Raw genomic sequence first — 26,201 nt, 5'->3', positions numbered from 1 at the left:
CACATGAGTTCCCTTTTACATATAACTAACGGAGACCGCTTTACGGAAAAACTAAAATCCTTAAAGTTAAAGGGAGACATTATTACCTGGCGCGAAATGTTGTGCGAAGGCAAGACCGAAACCAATGTGGGCAGTGAGTCCTTCTGGAAAACCCGCTTCGAATTCCTGAACAAAAATTATAAAGTATCAAAATCTTGGTTCATAGAAAAAACGCTAAAGGAGTATCGATCACTATGTAACCATAAACAGGAAGATCATATCGTTCTTTGGTTCGAATATGATCTTTTTTGCCAAGTAAACATGCTTGCCGTGCTCAGTTGGTTGCAAACACATCGGAAATATGCCGAAATCTCATTGGTTTGCAGTGGAAATGAAGATGATAGCGATACCATGTACGGGCTCTGTGACCTGAGCGATGAACAATTGCTAAATATGTACGAGAACAGAACGGTTCTCAATCAAGACGATATCGAATACGCCGATTATGTATGGCAATTGTACTGTAGTGACAACCCGATTCGTCTTGAAAACTTAAAAGATTTTGAAGACTTCAATTTCAATTACCTTGCCGACGCGGTGAACAGCCATTTACATCGGTTTCCGACTATCAAAAATGGCCTTAACCAAATGGAAAACAATATTCTGCAGCTTTCCTTAGATCAAAAACCATCATCTAGAAAGGCATTTATTGATATTCTTGTTAAAAATCAGGGAGGACTTGGTTTTGGAGATTCGCAGTATGATAGGGCCATTACCCGACTTAAACCCTTGTTTTCTACTTTTAACCCTGTCAAACTATCACGTAAGGGGAAAGATATTTTGGAAGGAAAAACCAGTTACTACTCTTGCATTCAGGATAATGATGTCTACCTTGGCGGAGCATTAAAATACAATTTCCTTTACAATACAGATGCCAATCGAATTCTAAAGCTCTAATATAAGATGGCTTTAAATGCTTCAGAGCTCATCTTAAATGCCGATCAAAGTATTTATCACCTCAATTTACTGCCTCAAGACTTAGCCGGCACAGTCATCACCGTTGGTGATCCCGACCGTGTAAGCGACGTTTCCGACCATTTTGATACCATTGAACTTAAAAAAGGAAAACGGGAATTTATAACCCACACAGGAACCCTGAACGGAACACGAATATCGGTAGTCTCCACCGGAATTGGTACTGACAATATTGATATTGTGCTCAATGAATTGGACGCTTTGGCTAACATCGATTTTACGACACGAGCTATAAAGACAAAACAAACGCAACTAGATATCATTCGTATTGGAACATCAGGAGCTATTCAACCAGATATACCCATTGATTCCTTTTTGCTGAGCGAGTATGCCTTAGGACTGGATGGATTAATACATTATTACAATAATGGTGACATACAGCACGCTGACTTTCAAGAAGCCTTTGTACGACATACCAAATGGGCCGCTGAAAAATCGACGCCCTATACGGTCCAATGCGATAGGGAATTGGCCAAAAAACTCAGTTCAAATCGTATACGATTAGGCGCAACAGTAACATGCACGGGATTTTACGGACCACAAGGTAGACAATTGCGCTTGGCTGCCCGAAATAGCGAGTTTATCTCAGATTTGCAATCCTTTCAATATAACGGACAACAGTTGACCAATTTAGAAATGGAAACCTCGGGCATTTATGCGCTCTCAAAGTTGTTGGGACACCGAGCTATTTCCTTAAATGCGATACTGGCAAATCGAATTACAGGAGCTTTTTCCAAAACTCCAAAAAAAACAGTTGACAAACTTATCAAACACGCATTGGAACTATTGACGCTTGATCAAAATTAGACCACCGAGGTTACCGACCCAAAGCTGAAACGAAAAAAGGCCTTGCTGCCAAACAGTAGTTAACAATAATTTAGATTGCTGGGGTCTAAACGAAATGTATCATCAAAACTGGCTGATGTATTTTTATAAAAAGCTTTAAACTCGAATCGTTTTATGAAGAAAGTAAGAATAATTGGTGTTCCCGAGCACTTTAATCTTCCTTGGCACATGGCCATTGAGGAAGGGGCTTTTGCTGCGCGTGGTATTGACCTCGAATGGACCGATGTACCGGAAGGTACCGGGAAGATGTGTCAAATGCTTCAAAATGGCGATACGGACATGGCCATAATTCTTACGGAAGGCATCATTAAGAGCATCACGGAAGGTAATCCCGCTAAAATTGTTCAGGAGTATATAGCCACTCCCCTGCTCTGGGGTGTCCATGTAGGCGCTAAAAGTGATTTTAAGACGATTTCCGAGCTTAAAGACACGAAGGCGGCCATAAGTAGACTTGGAAGCGGAAGTCACCTCATGGCCTATGTAAATGCTTTGAATGAGGGGTGGGATGCTGAAAATTTGCAGTTCGAGATTATCAACAATTTGAATGGGGCTGTAGCGGCACTGACCAATGGGCAAGCCGATTATTTTATGTGGGAACGGTTTACGACCAAGCCTTTGGTCGATAATGGAACATTTAGACGCTTAGGAGACTGCCCTACGCCATGGCCTTGTTTTGTCATTGCAGCTACAGATACATTTATCTCTGAAAAAGAGGGAGCAATGCGACATGTTTTGGAGATCATTAACCAATATACAGTCGAATTTAAACAGATTCCTAGTATTGATAGAACTTTGGCAAATCGATATGGCCAACAATTAGCGGATATTCAAAAATGGCTTTCTATTACACGTTGGAGCCAGAACCAATTGAACACAGCGATTATTGAAAAAGTACAGGATACCTTATTGCATTTAAAATTAATTGCAACCGAGAATAGGCTGGATACAAAGCTATTTGTGAAGTAATCCCTTAAAAAAACACCTTATTCGTCTGGAAAGAAAGTCTTGATTATTTTCTTGAAATTGATGTCCGATAGCGGTTTGTAAAGACAATCCTTGACATTAGCATTAGCCAATGCCCTATATTTCACCTCTTCACTCGGCTTTGCCGTCAATACGGTCAAAGCAATTTTTTCGCGTTCTTCTTTTTTGAAAAGAATGTTATACGCTTCTAAAAACTCCCAACCGTTCATGAGGGGCATTTCAATATCCAATACCAAAAGAAAGGTACCGGGTTCTATCTCATCCATATGGGAATCTAAAAAATCAAGGGCCCGATGGCCGTTGACAGCAGTGTCTATCTTAATATCAGGCACCACCCTTTTCAGAAAAAGCGTGTTTAACATATTGGTGGTTCCGTCATCATCGACCAACAAAACCCATTTCAAATTGGTATGTACCATATTTTTAGCATCAAATTCAATAAAAAAAAACCTTTTACCAGCAACGACCGACACAACCGTTTATTGCAAAATAAATTAAAATATAAAAGAATTTGAGGCTAAAGTAAGTAGATGACTACAAACGTAAAAAATATTTCTACAGCAACCAAGTAATGTTTTTAAAACGGCCTTTATAAACTACCATGCGACTTCTTCCTTGCCATTCAACAAAAGCAGCTCATTGGCTTTACTAAAATGTCGATTGCCAAACCAGAATCCACGATTGGCACTTAATGGTGATGGATGGCCAGAGGTCAAGATATGATGCTTCGCTTGATCTATCAATGCCGCCTTCTTTTTTGCAAAGCCTCCCCATAGTAAAAAAACCACGCCCTCCTTTTCATCCGATATTTTACGGATTACAGCATCGGTGAAGGTTTCCCATCCTTTCTTTTGGTGACTGCCCGCTTGGTGCGCCCGAACGGTTAGGGTCGCATTTAAAAGCAGTACGCCTTGATCTGCCCACCGTTCTAGATTTCCACTTTTAGGATATGGCACCCCGGTATCGGTCTCCAATTCTTTAAAAATATTTATCAATGATGGAGGGTGCGGAATACCGTCACGGACCGAAAAACAAAGTCCGTTCGCCTGATTTGGACCATGGTAGGGATCTTGTCCGATAATCACCACCTTGATTTCGTCAAAGGGACAATGGTCAAAAGCAGCAAAAATCTCCCTTCCGGGCGGATAACAAATATGATGATCGTACTCGGCCTTTACAAAACGCCGTACCTCTTTAAAATAAGGTTGTTCAAATTCCATTTGCAATTGTTTTGACCAACTTTCATGGATGGTAACGCTCATCAAGTAACTATTTTAATTTTATAAACTTTTTTCGCTTCGTATATCCACCTTCCGCTCATCTTATTATTGAATCGACTAAAAAATGGAAAGTTTAAAAATAGTTAAAAACTTTGGTATTACTGCGGGCCACAAATTATGTATCATGTCACCAAAAAGTATTAAAAAATATTTTTAAAACGCTGTTTTAAAGATATTTGAAATGAACTACTTAAACTAAAACAATAGCTATAATTAAACAGTATTTTTAGAAAATTTTACCCTTTAAACCCTTGACGACAAAGGTGTTGTTTCTTAATTTAGGGTTATGACATACGAAAAATGTAAAATGAAATTTATATTAAAATGATAGGAACCAAACACCGTATTCGTTACAAAACACTCCTGTTTTTAGTACTAAGCTATACCTCTTTAGCCCATGCCCAAACTTTTTACGCTTTGCAAATCGACCGGAACATACGTTTCAAAGCAGCGGATATTACAAGAGCATACCAACCGCATTTGGTAATGGGAAGCGAACAAGCGTTAATCTTCAAACAAACAGTGGCCAAATTTTTGGTGAAGCGCAAATCTATCGAAACCAACCCAGCTCTTTCACCTAATGCCAAGTACAGCCTATTAAAACAAATTTCGAGTCGTGAGACCTCTGAGATGGCCGATGTTCTCGAATCATATCGCTGGCAGGAATATATGCGCATTAAAGAAAACATTCAACCAATACCAAAACCCCACCCAATCGCCCAAGAATTGATAGTTCATAAAGATGAGCGGCAATGATGCCCATTGTTGTTGAGAAAGACCATAGCAAAACAGGAGTTGCTAATAAGAAGAGAATTCCCCTCACCTTTCACAAATGCAACTATTTTAGTGGAAAGTGGAATTTAATGCCCTTTTTAAAATAAAAGAACACGAAAAGCTTTATATCAGTTTTTACTGGAAATGTGAGTATAATAAATCTCCCTGAGGTCAATGTTAAACCACCTCGCCACAAATAGCCATATGCACCAACAGCTATCTAACTATTCGTGTTTAACTGCAGCCGTGCCATGATTTAAAGAATGTTTTTTTGCGAACGAGGGCTCGTAAATGTCCTTTACAATTTCATATAAATCCGGAATCACATTTGTTGCCAGTCTCGAGTTCGAGTTCAAAAGAACACAAATTCCCAAATCGGCTTCCGGATATAATGCGATTTCGTTTCTGTAACTGTTTACGCTTCCCCCATGATGCCAAATGGTTTTTTCCTGAGTATCATCGTCCTCCACAAATTTATGAATCCGCCACCCAAAGCCATAATACGACCTCACATGTCCGGGCCAACGCTGGTAATACTTACTATGTCCTGCAATTTCTATAAAAGGGTTAAAGGCCTCTTCCAAAGCGGACTTATTCAATACATCAGGGTTGTGTCCCAGCAAAAATCGCATCCATCGACCCATGTCATGGGCATTGGAGCTAATACCCCCTGCTGCAATTGCATTATAATATTTATCTGTAAGTTTTAATGTTCTCCAACTTTTTCCTCTTTTAGAATGTGGTAAGGCAACATTGCTTACATGGTTCAATGTTTCGTAGTCACTGGTCGTATTGCACATTTCCAACGGTTTAAAAAACCGGTTGCTCAACAAGGTATTGATTTTTTGACCTGTCGCTTTGCGCATCATTTCACCACAGAGGGCAAACATGGCATTTTGATAGCTATACATTAAGCCTGGCTTGCTGATCGGTACTACTTCTTTAAAACGCTCTGCTATGGTCGTCATTGGCAACCCCGCTTCCACAAGATTGGTGAAACTATGATAAGGTGTACCTGAGGTATGCGATAAAATATTGGCCAGTGTAATTTGATTTGTATTTCTGCTATCCCCCAGACGAAACTCGGGTAAATAATCAATTACCTTATCCGTCCAACTTAATTTTCCCTCTTGCTTTACATTTGCCGCTAAAACTCCCGCAAACCCTTTAGACAAAGATCCAAGTCGAAATACGGTCTCGCCATTAACGAGGTCGTTCATGTTAGTGTTTCGCTTACCAAAACCATGTGAAATTACTATGGAATCTCCGCGTACGATACTTACTCCGGCACCTACAATATCACCCGCCGCAATCGCCTTTTTAAAATAGGTCTTTAGCTCATCTTGCAATTCTTGTTGCTGTTGTTTATACCGTCGTATTTCTTTTTGGTCAATTGAATTTTCTGTGGGCGCTATGTCAATAGCCGAAAACGTCGCTTTGGATGGAGGGGTAGATTCGGGTTTGGTGGCACTTAAGGTTAGGAAAAAAAGGACAAGGACGAGAAATGTACATCCTGCCAAAATTTTGAGTCGCTGCATGAATAAATTATGGTTTTACTTGCGAAATGAGTGCATGAATATAAGATGAAATACTTAAATAACGGTTGAAATACACAATTTCTTATAAATTTTATCACTTTTTCTTGCCAATCCCTTTTTTAGTAAATAAATGGCTACAAACTTTCTAAAAAACGGGACCGTTTTGATTCGAAGGTTGGTACTATCCTAAAGTTTGTGCTCAGCGGACGGAAGACTAATAATCTGACAGCATCATGACAATCAGCGTCATAAGTAGTAAAAAAATCTCTAACTTCGATAACAATCCTAAAAAACAGAAATTAATAGTTGTAGCGCATATTTTAATTGAATTTCTTATGAAAAGTCGGAACTTTTTTATCATACTGATTATAGCAACTATGAATAGTTATTCTCAGATAACGAATAGCAACCCAGATTTAAATCAAAAAACAGTCGAAATTAATTCGTATAAAATAACTTCTAAAATTGTAAAACTTGACAAAGTGGTAAAAGGTATTGGTCCCAACGGACATACTAGTATGGTAGTAGCTTCTAGAGATTTAATAGGTGAAGAAGAACTGAAAGGGTATCCTAAAATGAAGAATTTACCAGACTCTTTGACAAATATGAAACAATATCTTTTTATGTTAAATAGTTTTCAATTTTTTTATCACAATTACAAACAAGGTATTTATAGTAAAGATTTTTTCTTTAAGAAAGCTAAAGGGAATAGAAGAAAACTTAACGACACCCTATTTTTATCTGGTAAAAAGGTAAAAAACACCATTTCAGTAGTTGCCGGTTATGCTGCCGATAGTACAGTGGTATACATTGTTGATTCAAATAATAACAATGATTATTCAGATGATACGCCGATATTATTGCTTGATAATGTAATGAAAGAAGATGATATCGTTGCGAACTCTGAATCGGTTGATATTGAATATTATGACGGAGAAACTATAAAAAAGGATACGCAACTTGTTATGATTACAAATGGTGGCAACGGTAAAAACATTTCCATATCTTTCAGATTTCCCCAATATCGATATGGCAAAGTTACTTTTGGCAAAAATGATTATCTCATAGTTGCAGAATCTATGAGCTTTAATCGTTCCATTTTTTTTGTCAAAGACCGTCCTTATTTTAACATACTTGACCGAAAGTTCAAGATTAATCCTTCTCAATATCTAGAAATAGACGACAATTATGTTCAATATTCCCCAATATCACAAAATCTTGACAAAATAGAATTAACGATTAGCGCTTATGACCAAGACAATAAAATTATTCCAACAACAAATCAAGTAGGCATGTTTGCGCCGGAGGTTAGTGGAATAAATATTCTGGATAATAAAAAAATTTCACTTAAAGGGTATAGGGGCAAATATGTTTTTCTTGATTTCTGGAGCACGTCATGTCCTCCTTGCATTATAGAGTTCCCCAAAATTAAAGAAGTATTTGATAAATTCAGTGAAAAGGAATTTGCAATAATAGGAGTAGCAGATGTAAGAGGAAAAATCGATTTAAAAGACTTCTTAGCCGATAAAAATGTTACATGGCCAAATATTCATGAAGAAAACTCATCAACGATAATAAAAGGGTACTCAATTAATTCTTGGCCAACAACCTATTTAGTAGATCCCCATGGCAAAATAATTGCCACTAACTTGAGATGGGATGATTTAAATAATAAATTGGAGTTGTTAAAAGTTGCCAAAAAGACCGTTCCTTAGTCTAAGTAACGGTCTTTTTAGCAATACTAATTAGCGTTATAAATTTCTGCCCAATGGCTCTTAACTGCATAGTTGAATTAGTTGTCCCCTACCAATTGAGGGAAACAATGAAACTCCTTTCATCCATCCATTCTAAACGCAATTCGCAAAATGGTTACCGCGAAGCCTGTTGTTGCTCCAAAACTTCATTTTGAGCAAAACGATATTTAAGTATATCTAAGTAGCGTAGCGCATCTTTATTTTCGTAATCGGCATACGATTTTGACGCCCAGTCCATCGCTTCGGGCAGATTGCCATTTATTTCGTTGATAATGGCCATATTATAACAGGCTCTTCCGGCAATTTTGGATTTACTGTTAGTGAGTTCCATCTCCCAGAGTTCGGCAGCACCATCCCAATCGCCTGTTTGTGCACGACGCTTGGCCATAACGAACTTATCACTACCCCGCACAAAATAATTTCTTGAAATCCTTCGCTTTTGGGGTTGTAAGCGCAAGCCATAGGCACTTCCCATGTTTTTGCTGTATTGCACTACCGTTTCATTACGATTGGCAATAGCCTCAAAGGCCTTTACAGGGTTAATGCCTTTACCGGCGGAATAAATGCCCTCCCGAAATGTGAACTCGTCTAAAACCCTTCTATTTTTTGCATCATAGATGCGCCATCCTTTTTTTATTTGGGTATTCAATTTAACCTCATGTGCCGGTACTGAAACCTTGACGCCCAATGGATTCGGGATTTGCATGGTCGTCATATTATAAGCTACTTGTGTATCGGTATCATAAAAGGCCAATGAAAAAATAAGGTCTACATTATTTTGCTGACAAAGCATATCTATCGTTTTCCATGAAAGTGTTGCCGGCCATACACCAAGCCCTTTTCGAACATCAGCACCACTTTCCAATATTTTAACGTCTTCGAAACGGATATCGCGTTCCAATTCGTCATGTAATGCCGTAATGGTGGCTTCCGCACCTTTGGCATCCAAATTCAATCCTTCTGCCGAGACAATCTTATCAATTTTATCTAGCACATTATTATTTTCAGAAGGCAAACTCCGGTTAATTATCCCGGCACTGTGAACCCCAGACGGAATAGGAACCGCTGCAGGCTCCAAGGCGCCCATAGTCAAGGTATTCGTAGCACTACAAGATGACAGTATAATTGCTGTACCAAAAAGGATTGGAAATAGGTTTCGTTTTTTCATGGGGTGGTTTTTCTAATTCAAAGTAGATTATATGTTGAAGTTGGAGGTATTAAAACTTCGGAAGGGGGCAAATTATTGTCCGTATTTCCGCTTCACACATGTCATAGGTCGAAAATATCGGCTCCACGGCTCATTTTGTATAAGGTTGTTGCTGTCATTAGCTATTTTCCCTCTGTTTTAATAGCAAATTTTGCTCTGTTTCATGAATGGGCGATTCAATTTTAACCTAATTATTTCTTTAATATGGAGGTTTTATATTTTATCAAATATTTCAGTAAAGGGTTTACATCCTATTTTAAGAAAATTTCAAAAAGTAAGGCTGTTTTTGTATTTGACATTGAAGACAGCATCCAAGACGTATCCAGTGAAGAAGGAAATCATGCCTTAAAACAAAAATATCGCGGTATTTTAAAAGCTTTATTAAACTCCTACGAAGAAATCTACCAAAACCACCGTATCGGTATTCGACTTAACAATGTTAATTCAAAAGAGTTTGAACACGACATCCTTCTACTCGAAGACCTTAAAAAAGTACATTGGGAAACCATCTTGATACCAAAAGTCGAGGACAGATTTGAAATCGAAAAAGTACTTTCCATACTGTATGAAAACAAAATAAAATTTAATAATATTGGCATTTTTGCCGAAACAAGAAAAGGTGTTTCGTCACTAAAGGAGATAATTGAACCGGTTACCCCCGAACTGAAATATGTAATTTTCGGCCATGCGGATTTTAATATTGATAGCAATGTTTTCCCCTTTATACATCATGACGATGTAACTTATTGGAAATGGGTTGCCAACATACTATATCATATGAAAGGGTCTAACCTCACTTTCGTCAATTCACCCTGTCTCTATCTTGGTGATGAAGAATTATTTAATTTTACCCTAGACCAATTGCATTTTATGTGCAAAGAAAAATATGGGCAAATGACACTGAACTATAAACAAACGGAATGGTGTGATCAATATATTCCAAGAAAGCCCCGCATAACCAGTTTCTCTACAATTGAAAGAGATCCAATTACATTTGCAAAATATATTTTTGATAGCTTGGAGTGTACTAAAGATACCGATAAGGGCTTCGGTATTGATGAAAAAGGATATTTAATGAGTCCACACGAAATTTTAATGGCGCAAAGGGTTCTGGCTTCAAACGATTCGTAATGGCTACAAAGAAAATAGTATTAGTTAGTGGTTGCATGGCCGTTCAAGATAGAGCCAAGAAGAACATTGGTCAAGACGAAGTATACCATTGGCGCATGAAAAAGGAAATCTCGGAAGCATATGATATAGACATTGACTTCCCGATCATCACCTATAGCGATTTGATAGATTGTTTTCCAAAAGTTAAGGCATTTTGCGATTCAAATATTGTAGACCTCATGATTTTTCAGGTGCGATCGCACGATTATCTAAGCAACACCACTTATAAAAAAAGAACACCAAAATCAGCAGGTGATAGCGACATATCAATTGTAAAGAAAAACGAAGAACAAAGTCTTTATCAGAAGTTGTTCGGATTGTACAGGAAAATAAAACTCCATGTAAAATCTAAAGAATCTTGGTTTTATAGCACGCTTCTTAGGTTATTGCGCCTAATTAGCAGAAACCTGATAAGACCACTGCTCTTGCTCTTGGGGATGGCAAAAAACAATCATAAGAAGGTTGAACGGAAATATGAAAATCTTTTAATTAAAATAGATGAATACTCCAGGAAAAGAAAGATACCGGTAGTGTACTTAGGGGTAACATCAAGACCAAATTCCTATTTGGAAAATTTAATTTGTAAAGGTCTGAATGCAAGGATGTCTAAATTCATTACTTCTATTGGTAGCAATTACATCGATATTTTTGGCATGTACAATATCGAAAAGGACTATAAATTTGTAAAAGGAACGGATGTTCCGGACCAAATATGTCTGAATGCCGTCGGCCACGAGGAAGTAGCGAATAAATTAATGGTAGAAATTAAAGAAATAATATTGCCAGTAGAACATTTTATATAGGCGCCTTACCAATTCACACCTAATCCCTACCTTTGCCATCGATTTAACTGATCAATGGATAAAATTGCACTAAAAACACTTCAAGACCTTGAATTTCCAACGGTACTCCAGCAATTATCAGCTCGATGTAGTACAGCGTTAGGCAAGGAAAGGGCCTTATCTATTTCTCCACAACGGGATAAGGAAACGCTTTTAAATATTCTAGGAGAGACCTCAGAATATCTATCATCGCTAATTAGTGACAATCACATTCCCAACCATGGTTTTGATAGCATCAATTCCGATTTGAAACTATTGCGAATTGAAAATACCACTTTAGAAATCAGTGGTTTTCGGCGTATTGGTGCTATCTGCATTACAACGAACGAATTTAAAAAATTCTTTAAGAAATTTAAGGAGTATTTTCCGTTACTGCATGCGAAATCGGAAACGGTCGAGGTCAATAAAGAAATTCCTAAAGAAATTGATTCGGTCATCGACCGTTTCGGAGAGATCAAAGATAATGCTTCGGAACATTTACGAACCATTCGCCAACAAATGCATCAGGTCAAGGGTAAAATAGGACAAAGTTTTGCATCTGCCCTACACACTTATCAAGGTTCTGATTATTTGGATGAAATTCGTGAATCTGTAGTTGAAAACCGTCGCGTCTTAGCGGTTAAAGCCATGTACCGCAAAAAAGTAAAAGGATCCGTGATGGGCTCTTCAAAAACCGGAAGCATCGTCTATATCGAACCAGAGACTACCCTAAAATACAGTCGTGAACTAAATAATTTGGAGTTTGATGAAAAGGAAGAAGTTCAGCGTATTCTTAACGCTTTAACTGCCCAAATTCGCCCCTTTGCCCCCCTCCTATCCGATTATCAAGATTTTTTGGCGCATATGGATGTTACTGCCGCCAAAGCCAAATATGCTTCGGAAATGAATGCGTTGATGCCTACCATCAATACAGAACGGGAATTACATTTGCGTGATGCCTATCATCCTTTGTTGTATATGAGCAACAAAAGAAAACGAGAAAAAACGTTTCCGCAGAGCATTGTACTTCATCCTGAAAACCGGATTATCGTCATTTCGGGACCCAATGCCGGAGGTAAAAGTATTACGTTGAAAACTATAGGACTCTTACAAGTCATGTTGCAAAGCGGTTTATTGGTTCCGGTACACGAACGCAGCACCATGTGTTTATTCGATGCAGTATTGACCGATATTGGGGACAACCAATCCATTGAAAACCATTTAAGTACCTACAGCTATCGTTTGAAGAACATGAACCGGTTTTTACGCAAATGTGATAAAAACACCCTCTTTTTAATCGATGAATTTGGCACGGGTAGCGACCCTGAACTTGGTGGTGCACTGGCTGAAGCCTTCTTGGAGGTTTTTTATGAACGAGGAGCCTATGGAGTAATTACTACCCACTATGCCAACCTAAAGGCCTTGGCCGACGAACTACCGCATACAACGAATGCGAATATGCTTTTTGACGGGAAAACTCTAGAGCCTACGTTTCAATTGGTATTGGGAGAAGCAGGAAGTTCGTTCACTTTCGAAGTGGCACAGAAAAATGGTATTCCCTACAGTTTGATCAACAAAGCAAAGAAAAAGATAGAACGTGGCAAAGTACGTTTTGATGCTACCATTGCCAAGCTACAAAAAGAGCGTAGCAAGATGGTTCAAACAGGTTCCCGCTTACAAGAAGAGGAGTCCAAAGCCCGTGAAGAAACATTGCGATTGGAAAAACTGAACGCGAAAGTCAAATCAAAATTGGAGAATTATCAAGAGTTGTACGACCATGACCAACGAATGATCCAATTGGGAAATAAGGTAAATACGGCAGCCGATAAGTATTTTCATGATAAGAAGAGGCGTCCTTTAGTCTCTGAACTATTGCGTATCGTAGAAACCGAAAATAGTAAGCGAAAGAAAAAATCAGCCACCGAGGCAAAAGCCGAACGCAACAAAAAAGTACAGGTACAACAAGAGGTACAAAAAGAGGTCAAGGTCATTCGCGAACGCAAGAAGGTCGAAAAGAAGAAGGCTATTGTAAAGGAAAAAAACAAGCCCAAGCCTGTTTTTAAGATAGGAGACCGCGTGCGAATGCACGATGGAAAAGCCGTTGGTAGTATCGATTCCCTTGAAAAGAATAAAGCAATTGTGAATTATGGCATCTTCACCACCAATGTCAGTGTTGACCAGCTGGAATTGGTGGAAGCAAAGAAAAAATAGAATTATTTAATTGACCATCATAACATTATAGGTAATCGTATATGATTTAACTTGCTTTTTAGCATACCTGTTCTACTCTTACAAAATATAAAAGTCGACACCCAAGCTGCTGAATCACAACTTTGGATGCCGACTAATCTGTATTAGATAATTCGAAAACTTATTTTACACGTTGAACACTAAAATTAGCGCGTACATCGTGTTGGGGTTTCTCATCAAAGATTAATTGCACTCCTGTCGAAGCTGCCTTAGGCTCTAAACTTCTCAATAATACCATTTTCGATCGTTTTCCCAAGAAATCATCCGATGAGGTATCTTCATCTGTTAAACTTCCCGACAGTTCAATATAATCCTCATCGTAATTAGGTCTGTATAATTCAATTTCAACACTTTCATTAATAAAATGAAGACCAGTAAATCGTAAATTTTTGGCTTTACTACGGCTCCACTTCGCTTCTTTGTTAGACCCCTTATTGACTTTTCCGGTAACATTACCGTATATTTCTAAATGAGAACCCTCTAAGCCACCCGGTGTGTCAGCTATACGAAGACTATTTATACTTATCCTAAATCTGGGATAGGCCAAATCACATGTTCTTATGGGGTATTCAGAGGTCAATACCACTCGCGCCACGGGAGTGCCCTTCTTAATATATCGTAATTTATAGGCCAACGGTGCTCCGGGAGAATCCTTGGAATAGTTACCTCCATTCGCAATATATTCATATACATCGGCCGGACCGTTAATGGCTTCTGCCGCATCACCGCCCGAACCACCTATAATAAGTGCCTTGATGCTGGATTCATTTATAATTTTAGAATATTCGGCATCAATTTCAGTTTCATTATATTTAAAGGAAGCATCAAAAGCAGCTTCAATATCGGTTTGGCTAGCATTGGTTTCAATGGTATACAATACCATTCTGCCATAGGCTACTGATGCTACATACACAGGACTGGTGGATCCTAAGGAATTTAGATCCGGTAAGACTCGGAACAAATCACTAGGATTGCTAGGCGGATCCATATCTATCGTGTAGTAGGTTTGTAAATACTTTAATACGAATTTGTTTTTGTATGTAGATTGGTCAAAGTTGAATGAACTTGAAACGCTCTGCCCCGCTGCTCTATAATTAACACCCAAAGCAATACTAAGATGCTCTTCAGAATATACTTGGATCACTTCAAAATTTAACCGTGCCCCAGTAGCTCCTGTAACTTCTTGGTCAAGAATAGTTTTGATGCCTTCCCTCACAGTTGAAAGCTTGGGATCTACAATTTCTACAACGGGACTTCCACTGATATTAGTTAATGAAGCGGATAAGGTAATGGGCGCCCTATTCGCGGTAATGGGTATATATTCTCCCGTTGGTATCGATTCTCCTTTCAACAGGGCACCCGGAAAAATAACATCCGTCGAAGGGTCCAAGGAGAGCATTTCATCATATCCCGGTGCTGCTTTGAATGTTTTAACATAACATTCTAGTGAAGTGTCTTTAATGTCCCGTTCTGGATTTGATTCACTAAGTTCTTCAGGGCTTTTCAATTCGTCAGGCTGATCAAAAAATTGGAGCTGCGCAACTTGGGCGTTGAAGTCAGTGCCCTGGCCTTTATCAATTTCATCGTCATCCTTACTACAGGACAAATTTACCACCATTGTAAAAATAAAAATGAGCTTCGTAATAATTTTGATTTTTTTGGAAAATGCTTTCATGACTTAAAGTTTTTTAGGATTCAACACTTCAAAACTAACCGTGAAACACGCCTTCGCCTAATTTTGGGCATGGACAAAGTATGGACATCTCCATGGATTTTTACCCTTACCGAATGTGGACATGACAAATTTTACAAGAACCACAATAAATACATAAACACAACAAATTCAGCACTTTAAAACCATTTTTCATCTTATTTATAGTACAAAACGGATGGACACCTCATGGACAAACAACTTTTACCATTCGGATGACACCTTTTCATGAAATGATATATTGGCTATCTTAGAAATCTAAACCAAAGACCAAGATGAAACCAAAGACTACACTACTTCTATTAACTTTTGGACTTTGCTCTCTAATCGGGTTTTCGCAATACGGCTCGAATCAAAAAAAGATGGATAGTTTACTTTCAGTATTCAAAAGCGCCAAAAAAGACACCAATTCCGTCTATATTTTGGTTGATTTATGGCGGGCTACAATCAATAGTGATGTAGACAGCGCCATAAAATATGCGAAGGAAATGATCGAACTCTCAAATACATTGAAGTATGACACCGGAATATCAAGCGGCCATCAAAGATTGGGAATTGCCTATTCGTACTTATCTGACTATTCGGCCTCTAATAGCGAATATTTAAGGGCATTGAAAATATATGAAAAACACAATAGTAAAAGAATGATGGGTTCGATGTTCTTCAACATTGGACTCAACCATCAAGCACAGGGACTTTACGACAGTGCTTTTCACTACAATAAATTGGCCGAAAATAAATTTATCGAAATAAATGACACCCTTCGCCTAGGTAGTATTTATGACCATGCTTCGGGAATCTATCTTGAGAAAGGACAATACATATTATCACTACAAAATGCCATTAAGGCTTCAAAAATATTTGAAAAACATAACGATTCGGCGCGATATGGAGATGCTTTAATCAAAATTGCCGATAACTATGAAAGTATGGGTAATTACAATGAGGCGGAAGACTATTATAGACAATGCATGAAATTATTTGAGAACACCAATGACCAGTATTATAAATCAATCGCCTACAGAAAATTAGGTATTCTATTCAGGAATTTAAAACCGATGCAAAAAGATAGTGCCGAGCACTATTTAGATAGGGCCATAAAAATTGCCTTGGTGATCAATGCCCCCTCATTGGAAGGAATCGCACTCAATGATTATGGCCACTTACTTTTAAAACTTGGAGACAACCAAGCCGCTAAAAGCTATTTTACAAAAGCCTTGGAGCTATCGCGCTCAATTGGAACCAAAATGGGCGAATCATCGAATTTGATCGATTTGGGAAAAGCGGATTTTGAACTTAACACTTATGATACTGCACTAAAAAACACCCTTGAAGGAGTTCAGATAGCTAAAGATGCCGAAATCCTCGACAATATAAATCGCGGTTATGAAAGTCTTTCTAAGATCTACAAAAGCACCGACGATTTAGAAAAAGCCCTGTATTACCAAGAAGAATTCAAGCAATTAAACGATAGTATTTATAATGTCGAAAAGGCCACTAAATTAAGTGAGTTGCAGACCATATACGAAACCGAAAAAAAAGAAGCCGCCTTAGCGCTTCATGAAGAAGAAATAAAAACACTGAATGAAAAAGTCAAGGTAGACAAGTTGACCAAAAGTCTCTTTGCCGGTGGTATGTTTTCGTTGCTTGCCGTTTCCGGATTGCTATTCTTCGGGTTTCGCCAACGCATGAAAAAGAATAAAATAGCCCGTGAAAAACAAGAAGAAATCTACAAACAGGAGATTGAACATAAAAAGAAGGAACTGGCCAGTCAAACCCTGCATCTCGTACAAAAGAATACTTTTATTCAAGAACTAAAGGAGAATTTGGAAAGCTTGAAAAATTCTCCGGAAAAATTTAAAATAGAGTTTCGGCGTATCGTGATGTTATTAAAGAAACAGAACGCCGAAGATAAGGACTGGGAGGTCTTTAAAACCTATTTCGCTGACGTTCATAACGATTTTGATCAAAAATTAAAGACTGTTTATGCCGATATAACCGAAAAGGAAATACGGTTGGCGGCCTTTTTACGTATGAATCTTTCCACCAAAGAAATCGCGGCCATGTTTAATGTAATGCCCGATAGTATCTTAAAGTCTAAATATCGATTAAAGAAGAAGCTCGCATTGGATAAGGAAATCGACTTAACTACTTTTTTAAATAGGCTTTAAATCATTTAAGTTTCAATTGCCATGGTGTATCTTTGTCAGGTGGAAACAAATAAAAAAATAATACTTTTTGATGGGGTCTGCAACCTGTGCAACAGTTCTGTTCAATTCGTCATCAGGCATGATAAAAAAGACATTTTTCGCTATGCCGCTTTACAAAGCGAAATAGGTCAATCGTTATTGGCAGAGCGAAATATTGATACTGCCGAATTAGATTCTATTATTCTAATCGACCCTGGGGTTGCTTATTATACGAAATCGGATGCTGCATTAGAAATCTGTAACGAAATCGGAGGGGGTTGGTCGGCGCTTACCGTATTTAAATGGATACCCACGAGTATCAGAAATATCGTATATGATATTATTGCTAAGAATCGGTATCGATGGTATGGTAAAAAAGACCAATGTATGATTCCCACGCCCGAATTGAAAGCCAAATTTTTGTAGTATTCATAACTTTTCAAAAATTTCATCCAAGACCTTAAAATATGTATCAAACGCTACAAGATCGTTGTGGTTTGCTTCGTCAATGGCAAAGGCTTTTTTGACTTTGGCTTCCGATAATTTGTAAAGCTTCTTTTGATGGTCATAGGGTACCAAATCGTCATGGGTGCCATGAATAAAATAGGTAGACGCGTTTGTGATACGTTCGATATTCTTATCGTTTTGAAACTGGTATTTGAGTAATAGCCTTGATGGAAGAAATGGATACTGCTCTTCGGCAATTCCTAAAATGCTCGTAGGGGTCGATTCCAGAATCACCTTTAGCGGATTATTTTTCACAGCCAAATGCGTAGCGAAGAATCCACCCAATGACCGTCCAAAAAGAACCATATCGGTTTCCTTAAAGTGGCTTTTGCAATACTCATAAAATAACATACCATCATCAAGCATACGTTCAGGGCGCCTTTTACCAAGGCTTTTTCCATAGCCTCGATAATCCCAAACAACTACGTCGTAGTTATATCTATTCGATAATTCTTCCGCCCACTTTCCCCAAGTATCCAAAGCTCCGGCATTTCCATGACAATATAGCAAGATACCCTTTGGGTTCGGTTGTTTAAAATGGATTCCGTTAAGAGCGGCGCCATCTGCAGCCGTCAAAAAAAGCTCCTGAAAGTCGGTATCAAAATGATAGGAATAATCTTGAGGAAGTTTAGTACTTCTAAAAAGCAGTCTTTCTTGAAAAAAATATAACATACCTATTGAAGTAATTAATAATGTGATAAAACCTAAAAATAAAATTTTAAGCCTTTGCATGCTTAATTTTTTTTCTTCTAAAACTCAGGCTACTATTTTCGGGATCAATTTCTTTGGGCAACTTTGCGTGCAATATTTCCTCTAAAAATCGATGAAACTGCGGATATGTATGAAGATTGTTATGCCCCCCGCCGATGACAGGATACAATCGCGTAATTTCAGGTTTTATTTTCGATAGTTTTATACTCGTTTTAAAAGGAATAAGTTTATCGTTGGTGCCATGAAGAATTTTTATCGGGCATTGAACATATTGAATCCATTTATAGGTTTTGATAGGAAAACGAAGTACCAACGACATGGGCATCAATGGCAAAAAACGCTTAGCAATATGACTCACACTATAGTAAGGGGCATCTAATATTAACATACGCGGATTATTGGTCGATGCTAATTTGGTGGCAAAGCCAGAGCCCAATGACCGACCATACAGGATTATATATTTTTCATCAACCTGTTTCTTTAGTTCGTCGTACGCATATTGCAAATCTCTTTTAATTCCGCTTTCTGTTCTGATACCCGTACTTTTTCCAAAGCCCCGGTAATCTACCATCACCACATCAAAACCTAAACGGGTAAAGTCGATGGCGAACTTCCCCCATCCCTTTAAACTTCTGGAATTTCCTTTAAGATAGAAAACGACACCCTTGGGTTCCCTAACCTTGAAATGAACCCCATTTAAATTGACGCCTTCGTCAATCTCAATATTATATTCATCAAAAACTTGATTGGCATATTTGAACTCAAAATCTTCCGGTAATTTTTCGGGTTTGAAAATAAAACGTTCTTGCAGAAAATATGTGGCGACATTCATTGCCACAAAGAGGACGAAGACCACCAAGAGAACAATACCCCACATAGTTACCTAAAGATACTCTAAATTAGCGAAAAGAATTAAGTAGCCTATTCTATTTCACTTAAAAGCAGTTCGTTACTTTCGGAAGAATGGATAATAACAATGTAACCAAAGGCGTGTGGCACAACAAATTTATCACTTTACTTCATCCAAGTGATCGTCCCAATTTTCAACTTTGGGTTTTCCCATTTTACCAACCGATTTCGCTACTATCATAGCAACAGTTGCATCACCTGTGATATTCACAACGGTGCGGCACATATCCAAAGGTCGGTCCACTGCAAAAATAAGAGCCAAACCAATGGCCAGTTTATCAGGGGGGAAACCAATAGCCTCCAAAACGATAACGAGCATCACCATACCGGCACCAGGTACCGCTGCAGAACCAATAGAAGCCAACAATGCAGTAAGTACTATGGTCAATTGACTTGATATGGTAAGTTCGAACCCCAAGGCCTGCGCAATAAAAACGGCAGCAACGCCTTGATAAAGGCTTGTGCCATCCATATTGATTGTTGCTCCGACCGGGAGTACGAAACTTGTAACTTCCTTATCTACGCCGATATGCTCTTCTACACGTTCCATAGTAACAGGAAGTGTTGCCGCACTCGAACTAGTTGAAAATGCCAACAATTGCGCCGGACTGATTTTACGTAGAAATGTAAGTGGATTGTATTTGGTAAACGAGGCTACGACAATCGAATAGAAAACAATCATCAAGAATAGACCCAGAACCACTACTCCTGCATATTTGAGAAGGGCAACGAGTAACTCAGGATCGCTCGAGGAGGCCACAACACTGGCCAGCAGCGCAAATACGGCGACTGGTGCAGATAACATGATCAAATCGACCATCTTGAGCACCACATCATTGAGGGAGTCAAAAAAATCTTTTAAGGGTTTGGCGCGTTCTTCCCCTATCAAGAGCATTGAAATACCCAGAAAAATAGTAAAGAAAATCACTTGCAACATCAAGCTATTATTGCTCAAGGCAAAAATAGCATTATCGGGCACCATCTCTTCCAAAAAATGGAGGGGTCCGCTATCTTTTTGTTTTGAGGCTTCCTCCAGTTTCGAAGTAACCCCACTATCATTGGAATAGGTTTCGGTGAGCTTTGTTATCGTCTCTTCTGAGATACCTTCCCCAGGCTGCAAGATATTGACCAAAACAAGACCGATAGTAATCGCTACTATGGTCGTACAGATATAGATTACTATGGTACGTAGACCAATGTTCCTGAACTTGGAAATATCCTTCAAATCAGAGATTCCCTTTACCAATGAGGCCAGAATAAGGGGAATAGCAATCAACTTGAGCAGTTTGACAAAAATGGTACCTAAAGGTTGTATCCAATCTGCAACGAATTGTTCGCCCCAGCTTGGTTGTGTCATGCCAAACCCGAACAAAATGCCCAAGACCATCCCAATCAAAATCTTCCAATGCAGCTCCATTTTCCTCATAAATTGTTTCTTAGATTTCTTCGATCAATATAACAAATTACAACTAGAACCGCTAAAAAGTGTACTACAACTTAGATCCCCGACCAAGAAGCATAAAATCGGCAAGAACTAGAGCGGTCATGGCCTCAACAATAGGCACAGCGCGTGGAACTACACAGGGATCATGCCGACCTTTACCTTGTGTCATCACCTTATTGCCTTCTTTATCAATGGTCTCATAAGGTTGAATAACGGTTGCAACAGGCTTAAAAGCAACATTGAAGTAAATATCCATTCCGTTACTCACCCCGCCTTGTATACCCCCGCTATGGTTCGTTTTGGTGGTGCCATCGGTATTGAATTGATCATTGTGCGCACTACCCTTCATTTTGACCCCTTCAAAACCACTACCATATTCAAAACCTTTCACAGCATTAATCGATAGCATCGCTTTTCCAAGATCTGCATGTAGTTTATCAAAGACAGGTTCTCCCAAACCGATAGGAACATTTTTGGCAACACAGGTAATGACGCCTCCGACGGTATCGCCTTCTTTTTTTATTTTTTTGATGTAATCTTCCATCTTTTGCGCCATTTCAGGGTCGGGACAGCGCACAGGATTTGATTCTATTAAAGAGAAATCCAATTCATCGTATGCCTTTTCCAATTGCAGAGCTCCGACTTGCGAGACGAAAGCATTAATCTCTATACCCTGCAAAAATTGTTTGGCGATAGCCCCGCCCACTACCCTACTGGCCGTTTCACGAGCAGAACTGCGTCCACCGCCACGATAGTCACGAAAGCCATATTTTTGATCATACACGTAATCAGCATGTGATGGGCGATAAGAATCTCGAATATGCGAATAATCGTTCGATTTTTGATTGGTATTATGAATAGCAAAACCAATTGGCGTACCTGTAGTCTTACCCTCGAAAATCCCGGAATAAAATTCTACTGTATCCGGTTCCTTTCTTTGGGTTACAATGGCCGATTGCCCAGGTTTTCTTCGATCTAAATCTGTTTGAACCGCTTCGAAATCGAGTTCAAGACCTGCCGGGCAGCCATCCAATACCCCACCAATGGCTTTGCCATGAGATTCTCCAAAAGTGGTCAATTTAAAAAGGTGTCCAAATGTATTTCCGGCCATGTTCGGTTCTGCTTATTATTAAAGGTGTCAAAGGTAATTTTTAAAATCCCCAAAACCAAAACCGACCATTTAATATTAAAGTCCACAAGGCTATAGACTTAATCAAAACTTAACTTCACTTAACATTTTATTTATTTAAACTTCACATCTATCTTATTACCAATGACTTAATTTGTAGTAAACTGCCCGATGAAAAAAAGAAAAATAGAAATAGCCGTTATATCCGACGTTCATCTTGGTACATTGGAGAGCCGTGCAGACGAGCTACTCTCCTATCTAAGCAGTATAAATCCTGGAAAACTTATATTGAACGGTGATATTATTGACGTTTGGCAGTTTTCAAAGCGATACTTTCCTCCTTCCCATATGAAAGTATTGCGAAAACTCATTAGCATGGCTTCAAAGGGCACCGAGGTGTTTTATATTACCGGTAATCACGATGAAATGCTCCGAAAATTTAGTGGCACTTCAATGGGTAATCTGCACGTGGTCGATAAGTTGGTATTACAATTACATGGCAAAAAGGCCTGGTTCTTTCATGGTGATGTTTTTGATTTACCTATTCAAAATGCTAAATGGTTGGCAAAATTAGGCAGTTATAGTTATTATCTGCTTATTCTGGTTAATAGGTGGGCTAATTGGGTGCTTATAAAACTGGGAAAAGAACGATATTCCTTATCTCGAAAAATAAGAAAAAGTGCAAGTCAGGCTGAACAATACACCCAACATTTTGAGGAATCGGGAGTTCGTATGGCGATTGAACACGGATACGATTATGTGGTTTGCGGACACATACATCAACCGAAAAAGCAAGTTCATACGACTAAAAGAGGAAGTTGCACTTACCTAAATTCAGGTGATTGGATTGAAAGCCTAACTGCCTTGGAATATTCCTTTAAACGCTGGAAAATTTATAGGTACAAACAAGACAAGCTTTTACCCTTTTTTGTGGATGAGGAACTAAAGGAAATGGACATCAATGAATTGATTGCTTCCATATCCGCTCCAGTCGAGAAAAAAAATAAGGATAAGGAATCAATCGACTAACGCATTTTTAAAAATCGTTATCGGATGCAAGGCCTTTCTTTTAGTACCATCATAAATTTGATGTCTACAACTAGTCCCGTTCGCCGCGATAACAATATCATCCGCAGATTTTCGAACAGCGGGAAATAATTTGAGCTCCCCAACTTGCATGCTTACCTCGTAATGCTCTTTTTCATAACCAAAAGAACCTGCCATTCCACAACATCCAGAGGCAATTATAGTAACTGAATAATTTTCAGGAAGATTCAATACATCAAAGGTCACTTTTTGATTGCTCAACGCCTTTTGGTGGCAATGATTATGAATTTTAACCTGTCGAGCTTCTTTGGTAAACAAATCTGAAGTCAGTTCTCCTTTCTGTATTTCCAAGCTAAGAAACTCCTCAATCAAAAACGAATTCAAAGCAATTGCATTCGTAGTATCGGCATCATCGGATAGACGCTTGTATTCATCTCTAAAAGTCAAAATCGCCGAGGGCTCTAAACCAATAACAGGCACCTTTTTATCAGCGAACTTTTTTAATTGCGTTATATTCTTCAACGCCAATTTTTTTGCTTGTTTCAAAAATCCTTTTGAAAGATAGGTACGACCACTTTCTGCATAAAAAAGTTCCACTTGATAACCCAATCTAGTCAATACTTCGATTGCATCTTTACCTAAATCAACATCAAGATAATTCGTGAATTCATCAATATAGAGAACTACATTTTGTCTTGACTTATTATTTTGATTGTCAAATAATTGTAAATGTTTACCAAAATCAAAACTTGAAACTTTTGGCAGACTTCGTTCTGGTGCTACCCCTGCCGATTTCTTCAACAATCCACCCAAAAGGGAAGAATCATATACCGCATTGGTGATACCTGCCATTTTACTACCCAAACGATTCAGTTTCGTGTTATAGGCAAACAATTTATTTCGCAACGGGTAGCCATTGGTTTCTTGATATTGATATAAAAACTCTGCTTTTAAAGTGGCAATATCGACATTGCTCGGGCATTCCGAAGCACAGGCCTTACAACTAAGACAAAGGTCGAAAACCTCTTTCAACTCTTTATGGTCAAATTTGTTCGGTTTCTCGGACTGCGTCAAAAATTCGCGTAAGGTATTGGCCCTACCCCGCGTAGTATGTTGCTCGTTTCTTGTGGCATGAAAACTTGGGCACATGGCCCCTGCCATTTTTTCTGTTTTTCTGCAATCACCGCTACCATTACATTTTTCGGCAGACTTTAAAATACCTTCACTATCCGAAAAATTCAATAAGGTCGGAATCACAGGCTCTACGCGATCGATTTCATAACGTAGGGATTCATCCATAGGAAAAGCATCCACAATCTTTCCAGGATTAAATATATTGTTCGGATCAAAATATGATTTTATCCGTCGCAACAATTCATAGTTCTGCCCCCCTATCATTAAAGGAATAAACTCGGCGCGTACGATACCATCACCATGTTCACCACTGAAAGATCCTCTATATTTTTTTGTCAACTTTGCCACATCGGTGGTAATGTCTCTAAAAAGGGAAACATCCTCAGATTTCTTCAAGTTGAGAATAGGTCGCAAATGCAACTCCCCTGCTCCCGCATGTGCATAATAAACAGCGTTTTGGTTATACCCCTTCATAATTGCACTGAACTCCAGAATAAATGGTTTTAAATCCTCAAGAGCAACCGCCGTATCCTCGATACATGCAACCGCTTTACGATCACCAACCATATTTCCTAAAAGTCCAAGTCCGGCTTTTCTAAGTTCAATCGCTTGGTTCACCTCATTACCCTTAAGAACAGGGTGTGCATAACTCAATCCCGATTTTTGAATTGTCGCTTTCAATTCGCTCAATTGCCCTTCTAAATCAGTTTCACTATCCGCTTTTACTTCCAACAGCAATAATGCAGCCGGGTCACCATTTACAAAAAAACGGTTCTTTAATTGTTCCCTGTTATTTTTTGTGCAATCGAGAATGACTCGATCCATCATCTCACAGGTATGGAGATTATGTCGCATGACGGGAATCACATCGATTAAACAGTCCTCCAAAGTTTTGTAGTGTGTAACCACCATAGCAGAAAGTTTTGGCGGCAACTCGGCTAATTGCAGGGTGATTTCGGTGGTAAAAGCGAGGGTTCCTTCGCTTCCTGCCAAGAGTTTACAGAAATTGAAATCTTCCTGAGTTTCACCAAAAATACGATTGTTTAAAAGTTCGTCAACTGCGTACCCCGTATTTCTACGATGAATTTCTGGCTTTGGAAATTCACTAGAAATAATTTTTTGTAACTCTTTGTCTGATAACTCTTTATTTATATTTCTGTAAATGGATGATTCAAATGAATCTGCAGTCGACTTCGCCTTAAATTCGTCAGGGGATACCGCTTTGAACTCCACTTCACTTCCGTCGGAAAGAATAGTTTTTAATGAGACGACCTTGTCCCTTGTTACGCCATACTGTATAGATGTAGTACCAGAAGAATTATTTCCTACCATACCTCCAATCATACAACGGTTTGAAGTTGATGTATTGGGACCAAAGAAAAGGCCATATGGCGCTAAGTATAGATTCAATTCATCCCGTATGACCCCGGGTTGTACGGTGACTTGTTTTTTTTCTTCGTCAAAATTTAGAATTTCAGTAAAATGGCGTGAAACATCTACAATAATTCCATCGCCCACACACTGACCCGCTAAAGAAGTACCTGCTGTTCTTGGAACAAGACCTACCTTATGAGCCGTGGCAAATTCAATTAATAACTTAATGTCATTAGTATTCTTTGGGAATGCAACGGCCATTGGCAATTTGCGATAGACAGACGCATCTGTGGCATAAAGAGTGGTGGTCAGGGTATCCGTTCGTAGTTCTCCTTCAAACCTATCAGCCAGACGATTTAGTAAATTTTTAAGCAAGTCGAAACAATTTTGACGGCTAAATTAAGTTTT

Annotated in this window: 21 protein-coding genes; 11 read left to right on the top strand and 10 right to left on the bottom strand. The window is 38.7% G+C overall.

Annotated features, from left to right (window positions below):
- Positions 1–3 precede the first annotated feature (3 nt).
- The 3 genes from BLS33_RS00540 to BLS33_RS00530 all read left to right on the top strand — a co-directional run bounded on the left by BLS33_RS00540 (position 4) and on the right by BLS33_RS00530 (position 2,826).
- Positions 4–936 carry a DUF1835 domain-containing protein gene (locus tag BLS33_RS00540; protein WP_089884230.1) on the top strand — a complete coding sequence of 311 codons (933 nt, stop codon included), beginning with the start codon at positions 4–6 and terminating at the stop codon, positions 934–936.
- Positions 937–942: 6 nt separating this feature from the next.
- Positions 943–1,821, top strand: a complete 879-nt coding sequence (locus tag BLS33_RS00535) for a nucleoside phosphorylase (protein ID WP_089884228.1) — start codon at positions 943–945, stop codon at positions 1,819–1,821.
- 153 nt (positions 1,822–1,974) lie between these two features.
- Positions 1,975–2,826 carry a substrate-binding domain-containing protein gene (locus tag BLS33_RS00530; RefSeq protein ID WP_089884225.1) on the top strand — a complete coding sequence of 284 codons (852 nt, stop codon included), beginning with the start codon at positions 1,975–1,977 and terminating at the stop codon, positions 2,824–2,826.
- Between the two features lie 17 nt (positions 2,827–2,843).
- Here the strand turns inward: BLS33_RS00530 and BLS33_RS00525 are convergent, their stop codons facing one another.
- Together BLS33_RS00525 and ung are read right to left on the bottom strand one after the other, a co-directional pair.
- Positions 2,844–3,263, bottom strand: coding sequence for a response regulator (locus BLS33_RS00525; RefSeq protein WP_143017548.1), 420 nt, complete (start codon positions 3,261–3,263; stop codon positions 2,844–2,846).
- Positions 3,264–3,440: 177 nt separating this feature from the next.
- The gene (gene ung, locus BLS33_RS00520; protein WP_089884221.1) at positions 3,441–4,106 is read right to left on the bottom strand and encodes a uracil-DNA glycosylase; all 666 of its coding nucleotides are present in this window, start codon (positions 4,104–4,106) and stop codon (positions 3,441–3,443) included.
- Between the two features lie 342 nt (positions 4,107–4,448).
- Here ung and BLS33_RS00515 point away from each other — a divergent pair, with 342 nt between their 5' ends.
- Positions 4,449–4,880, top strand: coding sequence for a hypothetical protein (locus tag BLS33_RS00515; protein WP_089884218.1), 432 nt, complete (start codon positions 4,449–4,451; stop codon positions 4,878–4,880).
- A 242-nt stretch (positions 4,881–5,122) separates the two neighbouring features.
- On the opposite strand, the gene BLS33_RS00510 is transcribed toward BLS33_RS00515, so the two are convergent.
- Positions 5,123–6,436, bottom strand: a complete 1,314-nt coding sequence (locus tag BLS33_RS00510) for a serine hydrolase domain-containing protein (RefSeq protein WP_089884216.1) — start codon at positions 6,434–6,436, stop codon at positions 5,123–5,125.
- A 233-nt stretch (positions 6,437–6,669) separates the two neighbouring features.
- Between BLS33_RS00510 and BLS33_RS00505 the strand changes: the two genes are divergently transcribed.
- Positions 6,670–8,151: a TlpA family protein disulfide reductase gene (locus BLS33_RS00505; RefSeq protein ID WP_089884214.1), complete on the top strand. Its 1,482-nt coding sequence runs from the start codon at positions 6,670–6,672 to the stop codon at positions 8,149–8,151.
- A 154-nt stretch (positions 8,152–8,305) separates the two neighbouring features.
- Here BLS33_RS00505 and BLS33_RS00500 read toward each other — a convergent pair whose 3' ends face one another.
- Positions 8,306–9,358 (bottom strand): DUF6340 family protein, encoded by a 1,053-nt coding sequence (locus tag BLS33_RS00500; protein WP_089884212.1) that lies wholly within the window; start codon positions 9,356–9,358, stop codon positions 8,306–8,308.
- Positions 9,359–9,601: 243 nt separating this feature from the next.
- Here BLS33_RS00500 and BLS33_RS00495 point away from each other — a divergent pair, with 243 nt between their 5' ends.
- From BLS33_RS00495 to BLS33_RS00485, 3 genes are read left to right on the top strand one after another with little or no spacing between them, the layout of a single operon-like run.
- Positions 9,602–10,528: an aldolase/citrate lyase family protein gene (locus tag BLS33_RS00495; RefSeq protein ID WP_089884210.1), complete on the top strand. Its 927-nt coding sequence runs from the start codon at positions 9,602–9,604 to the stop codon at positions 10,526–10,528.
- A complete protein-coding gene (locus tag BLS33_RS00490; RefSeq protein ID WP_089884207.1) occupies positions 10,528–11,370 on the top strand; it encodes a hypothetical protein in 843 nt (280 codons plus the stop codon). The genes BLS33_RS00495 and BLS33_RS00490 overlap by 1 nt, the downstream gene beginning before the upstream one ends.
- Before the next feature lie 54 nt (positions 11,371–11,424).
- On the top strand, positions 11,425–13,599 hold the full coding sequence (locus tag BLS33_RS00485; protein ID WP_089884205.1) for an endonuclease MutS2: 2,175 nt from the start codon (positions 11,425–11,427) through the stop codon (positions 13,597–13,599).
- Positions 13,600–13,759: 160 nt separating this feature from the next.
- Here BLS33_RS00485 and BLS33_RS00480 read toward each other — a convergent pair whose 3' ends face one another.
- Positions 13,760–15,313, bottom strand: a complete 1,554-nt coding sequence (locus BLS33_RS00480) for a thiol-activated cytolysin family protein (protein ID WP_089884203.1) — start codon at positions 15,311–15,313, stop codon at positions 13,760–13,762.
- A gap of 398 nt (positions 15,314–15,711) precedes the next feature.
- Here BLS33_RS00480 and BLS33_RS00475 point away from each other — a divergent pair, with 398 nt between their 5' ends.
- Together BLS33_RS00475 and BLS33_RS00470 are read left to right on the top strand one after the other, a co-directional pair.
- Complete coding sequence (locus BLS33_RS00475; protein WP_176801294.1) at positions 15,712–17,520, top strand: tetratricopeptide repeat protein; 1,809 nt, start codon at positions 15,712–15,714, stop codon at positions 17,518–17,520.
- 21 nt (positions 17,521–17,541) lie between these two features.
- A complete protein-coding gene (locus tag BLS33_RS00470; RefSeq protein ID WP_089884197.1) occupies positions 17,542–17,964 on the top strand; it encodes a thiol-disulfide oxidoreductase DCC family protein in 423 nt (140 codons plus the stop codon).
- 3 nt (positions 17,965–17,967) lie between these two features.
- Here BLS33_RS00470 and BLS33_RS00465 read toward each other — a convergent pair whose 3' ends face one another.
- From BLS33_RS00465 to aroC, 4 genes are all read right to left on the bottom strand, one after another.
- Positions 17,968–18,777, bottom strand: a complete 810-nt coding sequence (locus BLS33_RS00465) for an alpha/beta hydrolase (RefSeq protein WP_089884194.1) — start codon at positions 18,775–18,777, stop codon at positions 17,968–17,970.
- The gene (locus tag BLS33_RS00460; RefSeq protein WP_089884192.1) at positions 18,764–19,633 is read right to left on the bottom strand and encodes an alpha/beta hydrolase; all 870 of its coding nucleotides are present in this window, start codon (positions 19,631–19,633) and stop codon (positions 18,764–18,766) included. The genes BLS33_RS00465 and BLS33_RS00460 overlap by 14 nt, the downstream gene beginning before the upstream one ends.
- Before the next feature lie 132 nt (positions 19,634–19,765).
- Positions 19,766–21,091, bottom strand: coding sequence for a dicarboxylate/amino acid:cation symporter (locus tag BLS33_RS00455; protein WP_089884189.1), 1,326 nt, complete (start codon positions 21,089–21,091; stop codon positions 19,766–19,768).
- A gap of 64 nt (positions 21,092–21,155) precedes the next feature.
- Entirely contained in the window at positions 21,156–22,220 is a 1,065-nt protein-coding gene (gene aroC / locus BLS33_RS00450) for a chorismate synthase (protein WP_089884186.1), read from the bottom strand.
- A gap of 189 nt (positions 22,221–22,409) precedes the next feature.
- Between aroC and BLS33_RS00445 the strand changes: the two genes are divergently transcribed.
- Positions 22,410–23,267 (top strand): UDP-2,3-diacylglucosamine diphosphatase, encoded by an 858-nt coding sequence (locus tag BLS33_RS00445; RefSeq protein WP_089884184.1) that lies wholly within the window; start codon positions 22,410–22,412, stop codon positions 23,265–23,267.
- On the opposite strand, the gene BLS33_RS00440 is transcribed toward BLS33_RS00445, so the two are convergent.
- A complete protein-coding gene (locus BLS33_RS00440; RefSeq protein WP_089884182.1) occupies positions 23,256–26,168 on the bottom strand; it encodes an FAD-binding and (Fe-S)-binding domain-containing protein in 2,913 nt (970 codons plus the stop codon). The genes BLS33_RS00445 and BLS33_RS00440 overlap by 12 nt on opposite strands.
- Positions 26,169–26,201: the final 33 nt, after the last annotated feature.

The organism is Kriegella aquimaris (assembly GCF_900103215.1).
GTDB classification, from domain to species: Bacteria; Bacteroidota; Bacteroidia; order Flavobacteriales; family Flavobacteriaceae; genus Kriegella; species Kriegella aquimaris.
The sequence above is the reverse complement of the archived record's forward strand: the minus strand, read 5'-3'. Positions and strand labels throughout refer to the sequence as shown.

Bases quoted from the DNA above. Each gene is read 5' to 3' on its own strand.
- BLS33_RS00540 (WP_089884230.1), top strand. From the start codon at position 4: ATGAGTTCCCTTTTACATATAACTAACGGAGACCGCTTTACGGAAAAA.
- BLS33_RS00535 (WP_089884228.1), top strand. From the start codon at position 943: ATGGCTTTAAATGCTTCAGAGCTCATCTTAAATGCCGATCAAAGTATT.
- BLS33_RS00530 (WP_089884225.1), top strand. From the start codon at position 1,975: ATGAAGAAAGTAAGAATAATTGGTGTTCCCGAGCACTTTAATCTTCCT.
- BLS33_RS00525 (WP_143017548.1), bottom strand. From the start codon at position 3,263: ATGGTACATACCAATTTGAAATGGGTTTTGTTGGTCGATGATGACGGA.
- ung (WP_089884221.1), bottom strand. From the start codon at position 4,106: ATGAGCGTTACCATCCATGAAAGTTGGTCAAAACAATTGCAAATGGAA.
- BLS33_RS00515 (WP_089884218.1), top strand. From the start codon at position 4,449: ATGATAGGAACCAAACACCGTATTCGTTACAAAACACTCCTGTTTTTA.
- BLS33_RS00510 (WP_089884216.1), bottom strand. From the start codon at position 6,436: ATGCAGCGACTCAAAATTTTGGCAGGATGTACATTTCTCGTCCTTGTC.
- BLS33_RS00505 (WP_089884214.1), top strand. From the start codon at position 6,670: ATGACAATCAGCGTCATAAGTAGTAAAAAAATCTCTAACTTCGATAAC.
- BLS33_RS00500 (WP_089884212.1), bottom strand. From the start codon at position 9,358: ATGAAAAAACGAAACCTATTTCCAATCCTTTTTGGTACAGCAATTATA.
- BLS33_RS00495 (WP_089884210.1), top strand. From the start codon at position 9,602: ATGGAGGTTTTATATTTTATCAAATATTTCAGTAAAGGGTTTACATCC.
- BLS33_RS00490 (WP_089884207.1), top strand. From the start codon at position 10,528: ATGGCTACAAAGAAAATAGTATTAGTTAGTGGTTGCATGGCCGTTCAA.
- BLS33_RS00485 (WP_089884205.1), top strand. From the start codon at position 11,425: ATGGATAAAATTGCACTAAAAACACTTCAAGACCTTGAATTTCCAACG.
- BLS33_RS00480 (WP_089884203.1), bottom strand. From the start codon at position 15,313: ATGAAAGCATTTTCCAAAAAAATCAAAATTATTACGAAGCTCATTTTT.
- BLS33_RS00475 (WP_176801294.1), top strand. From the start codon at position 15,712: ATGGATAGTTTACTTTCAGTATTCAAAAGCGCCAAAAAAGACACCAAT.
- BLS33_RS00470 (WP_089884197.1), top strand. From the start codon at position 17,542: ATGGTGTATCTTTGTCAGGTGGAAACAAATAAAAAAATAATACTTTTT.
- BLS33_RS00465 (WP_089884194.1), bottom strand. From the start codon at position 18,777: ATGCAAAGGCTTAAAATTTTATTTTTAGGTTTTATCACATTATTAATT.
- BLS33_RS00460 (WP_089884192.1), bottom strand. From the start codon at position 19,633: ATGTGGGGTATTGTTCTCTTGGTGGTCTTCGTCCTCTTTGTGGCAATG.
- BLS33_RS00455 (WP_089884189.1), bottom strand. From the start codon at position 21,091: ATGAGGAAAATGGAGCTGCATTGGAAGATTTTGATTGGGATGGTCTTG.
- aroC (WP_089884186.1), bottom strand. From the start codon at position 22,220: ATGGCCGGAAATACATTTGGACACCTTTTTAAATTGACCACTTTTGGA.
- BLS33_RS00445 (WP_089884184.1), top strand. From the start codon at position 22,410: ATGAAAAAAAGAAAAATAGAAATAGCCGTTATATCCGACGTTCATCTT.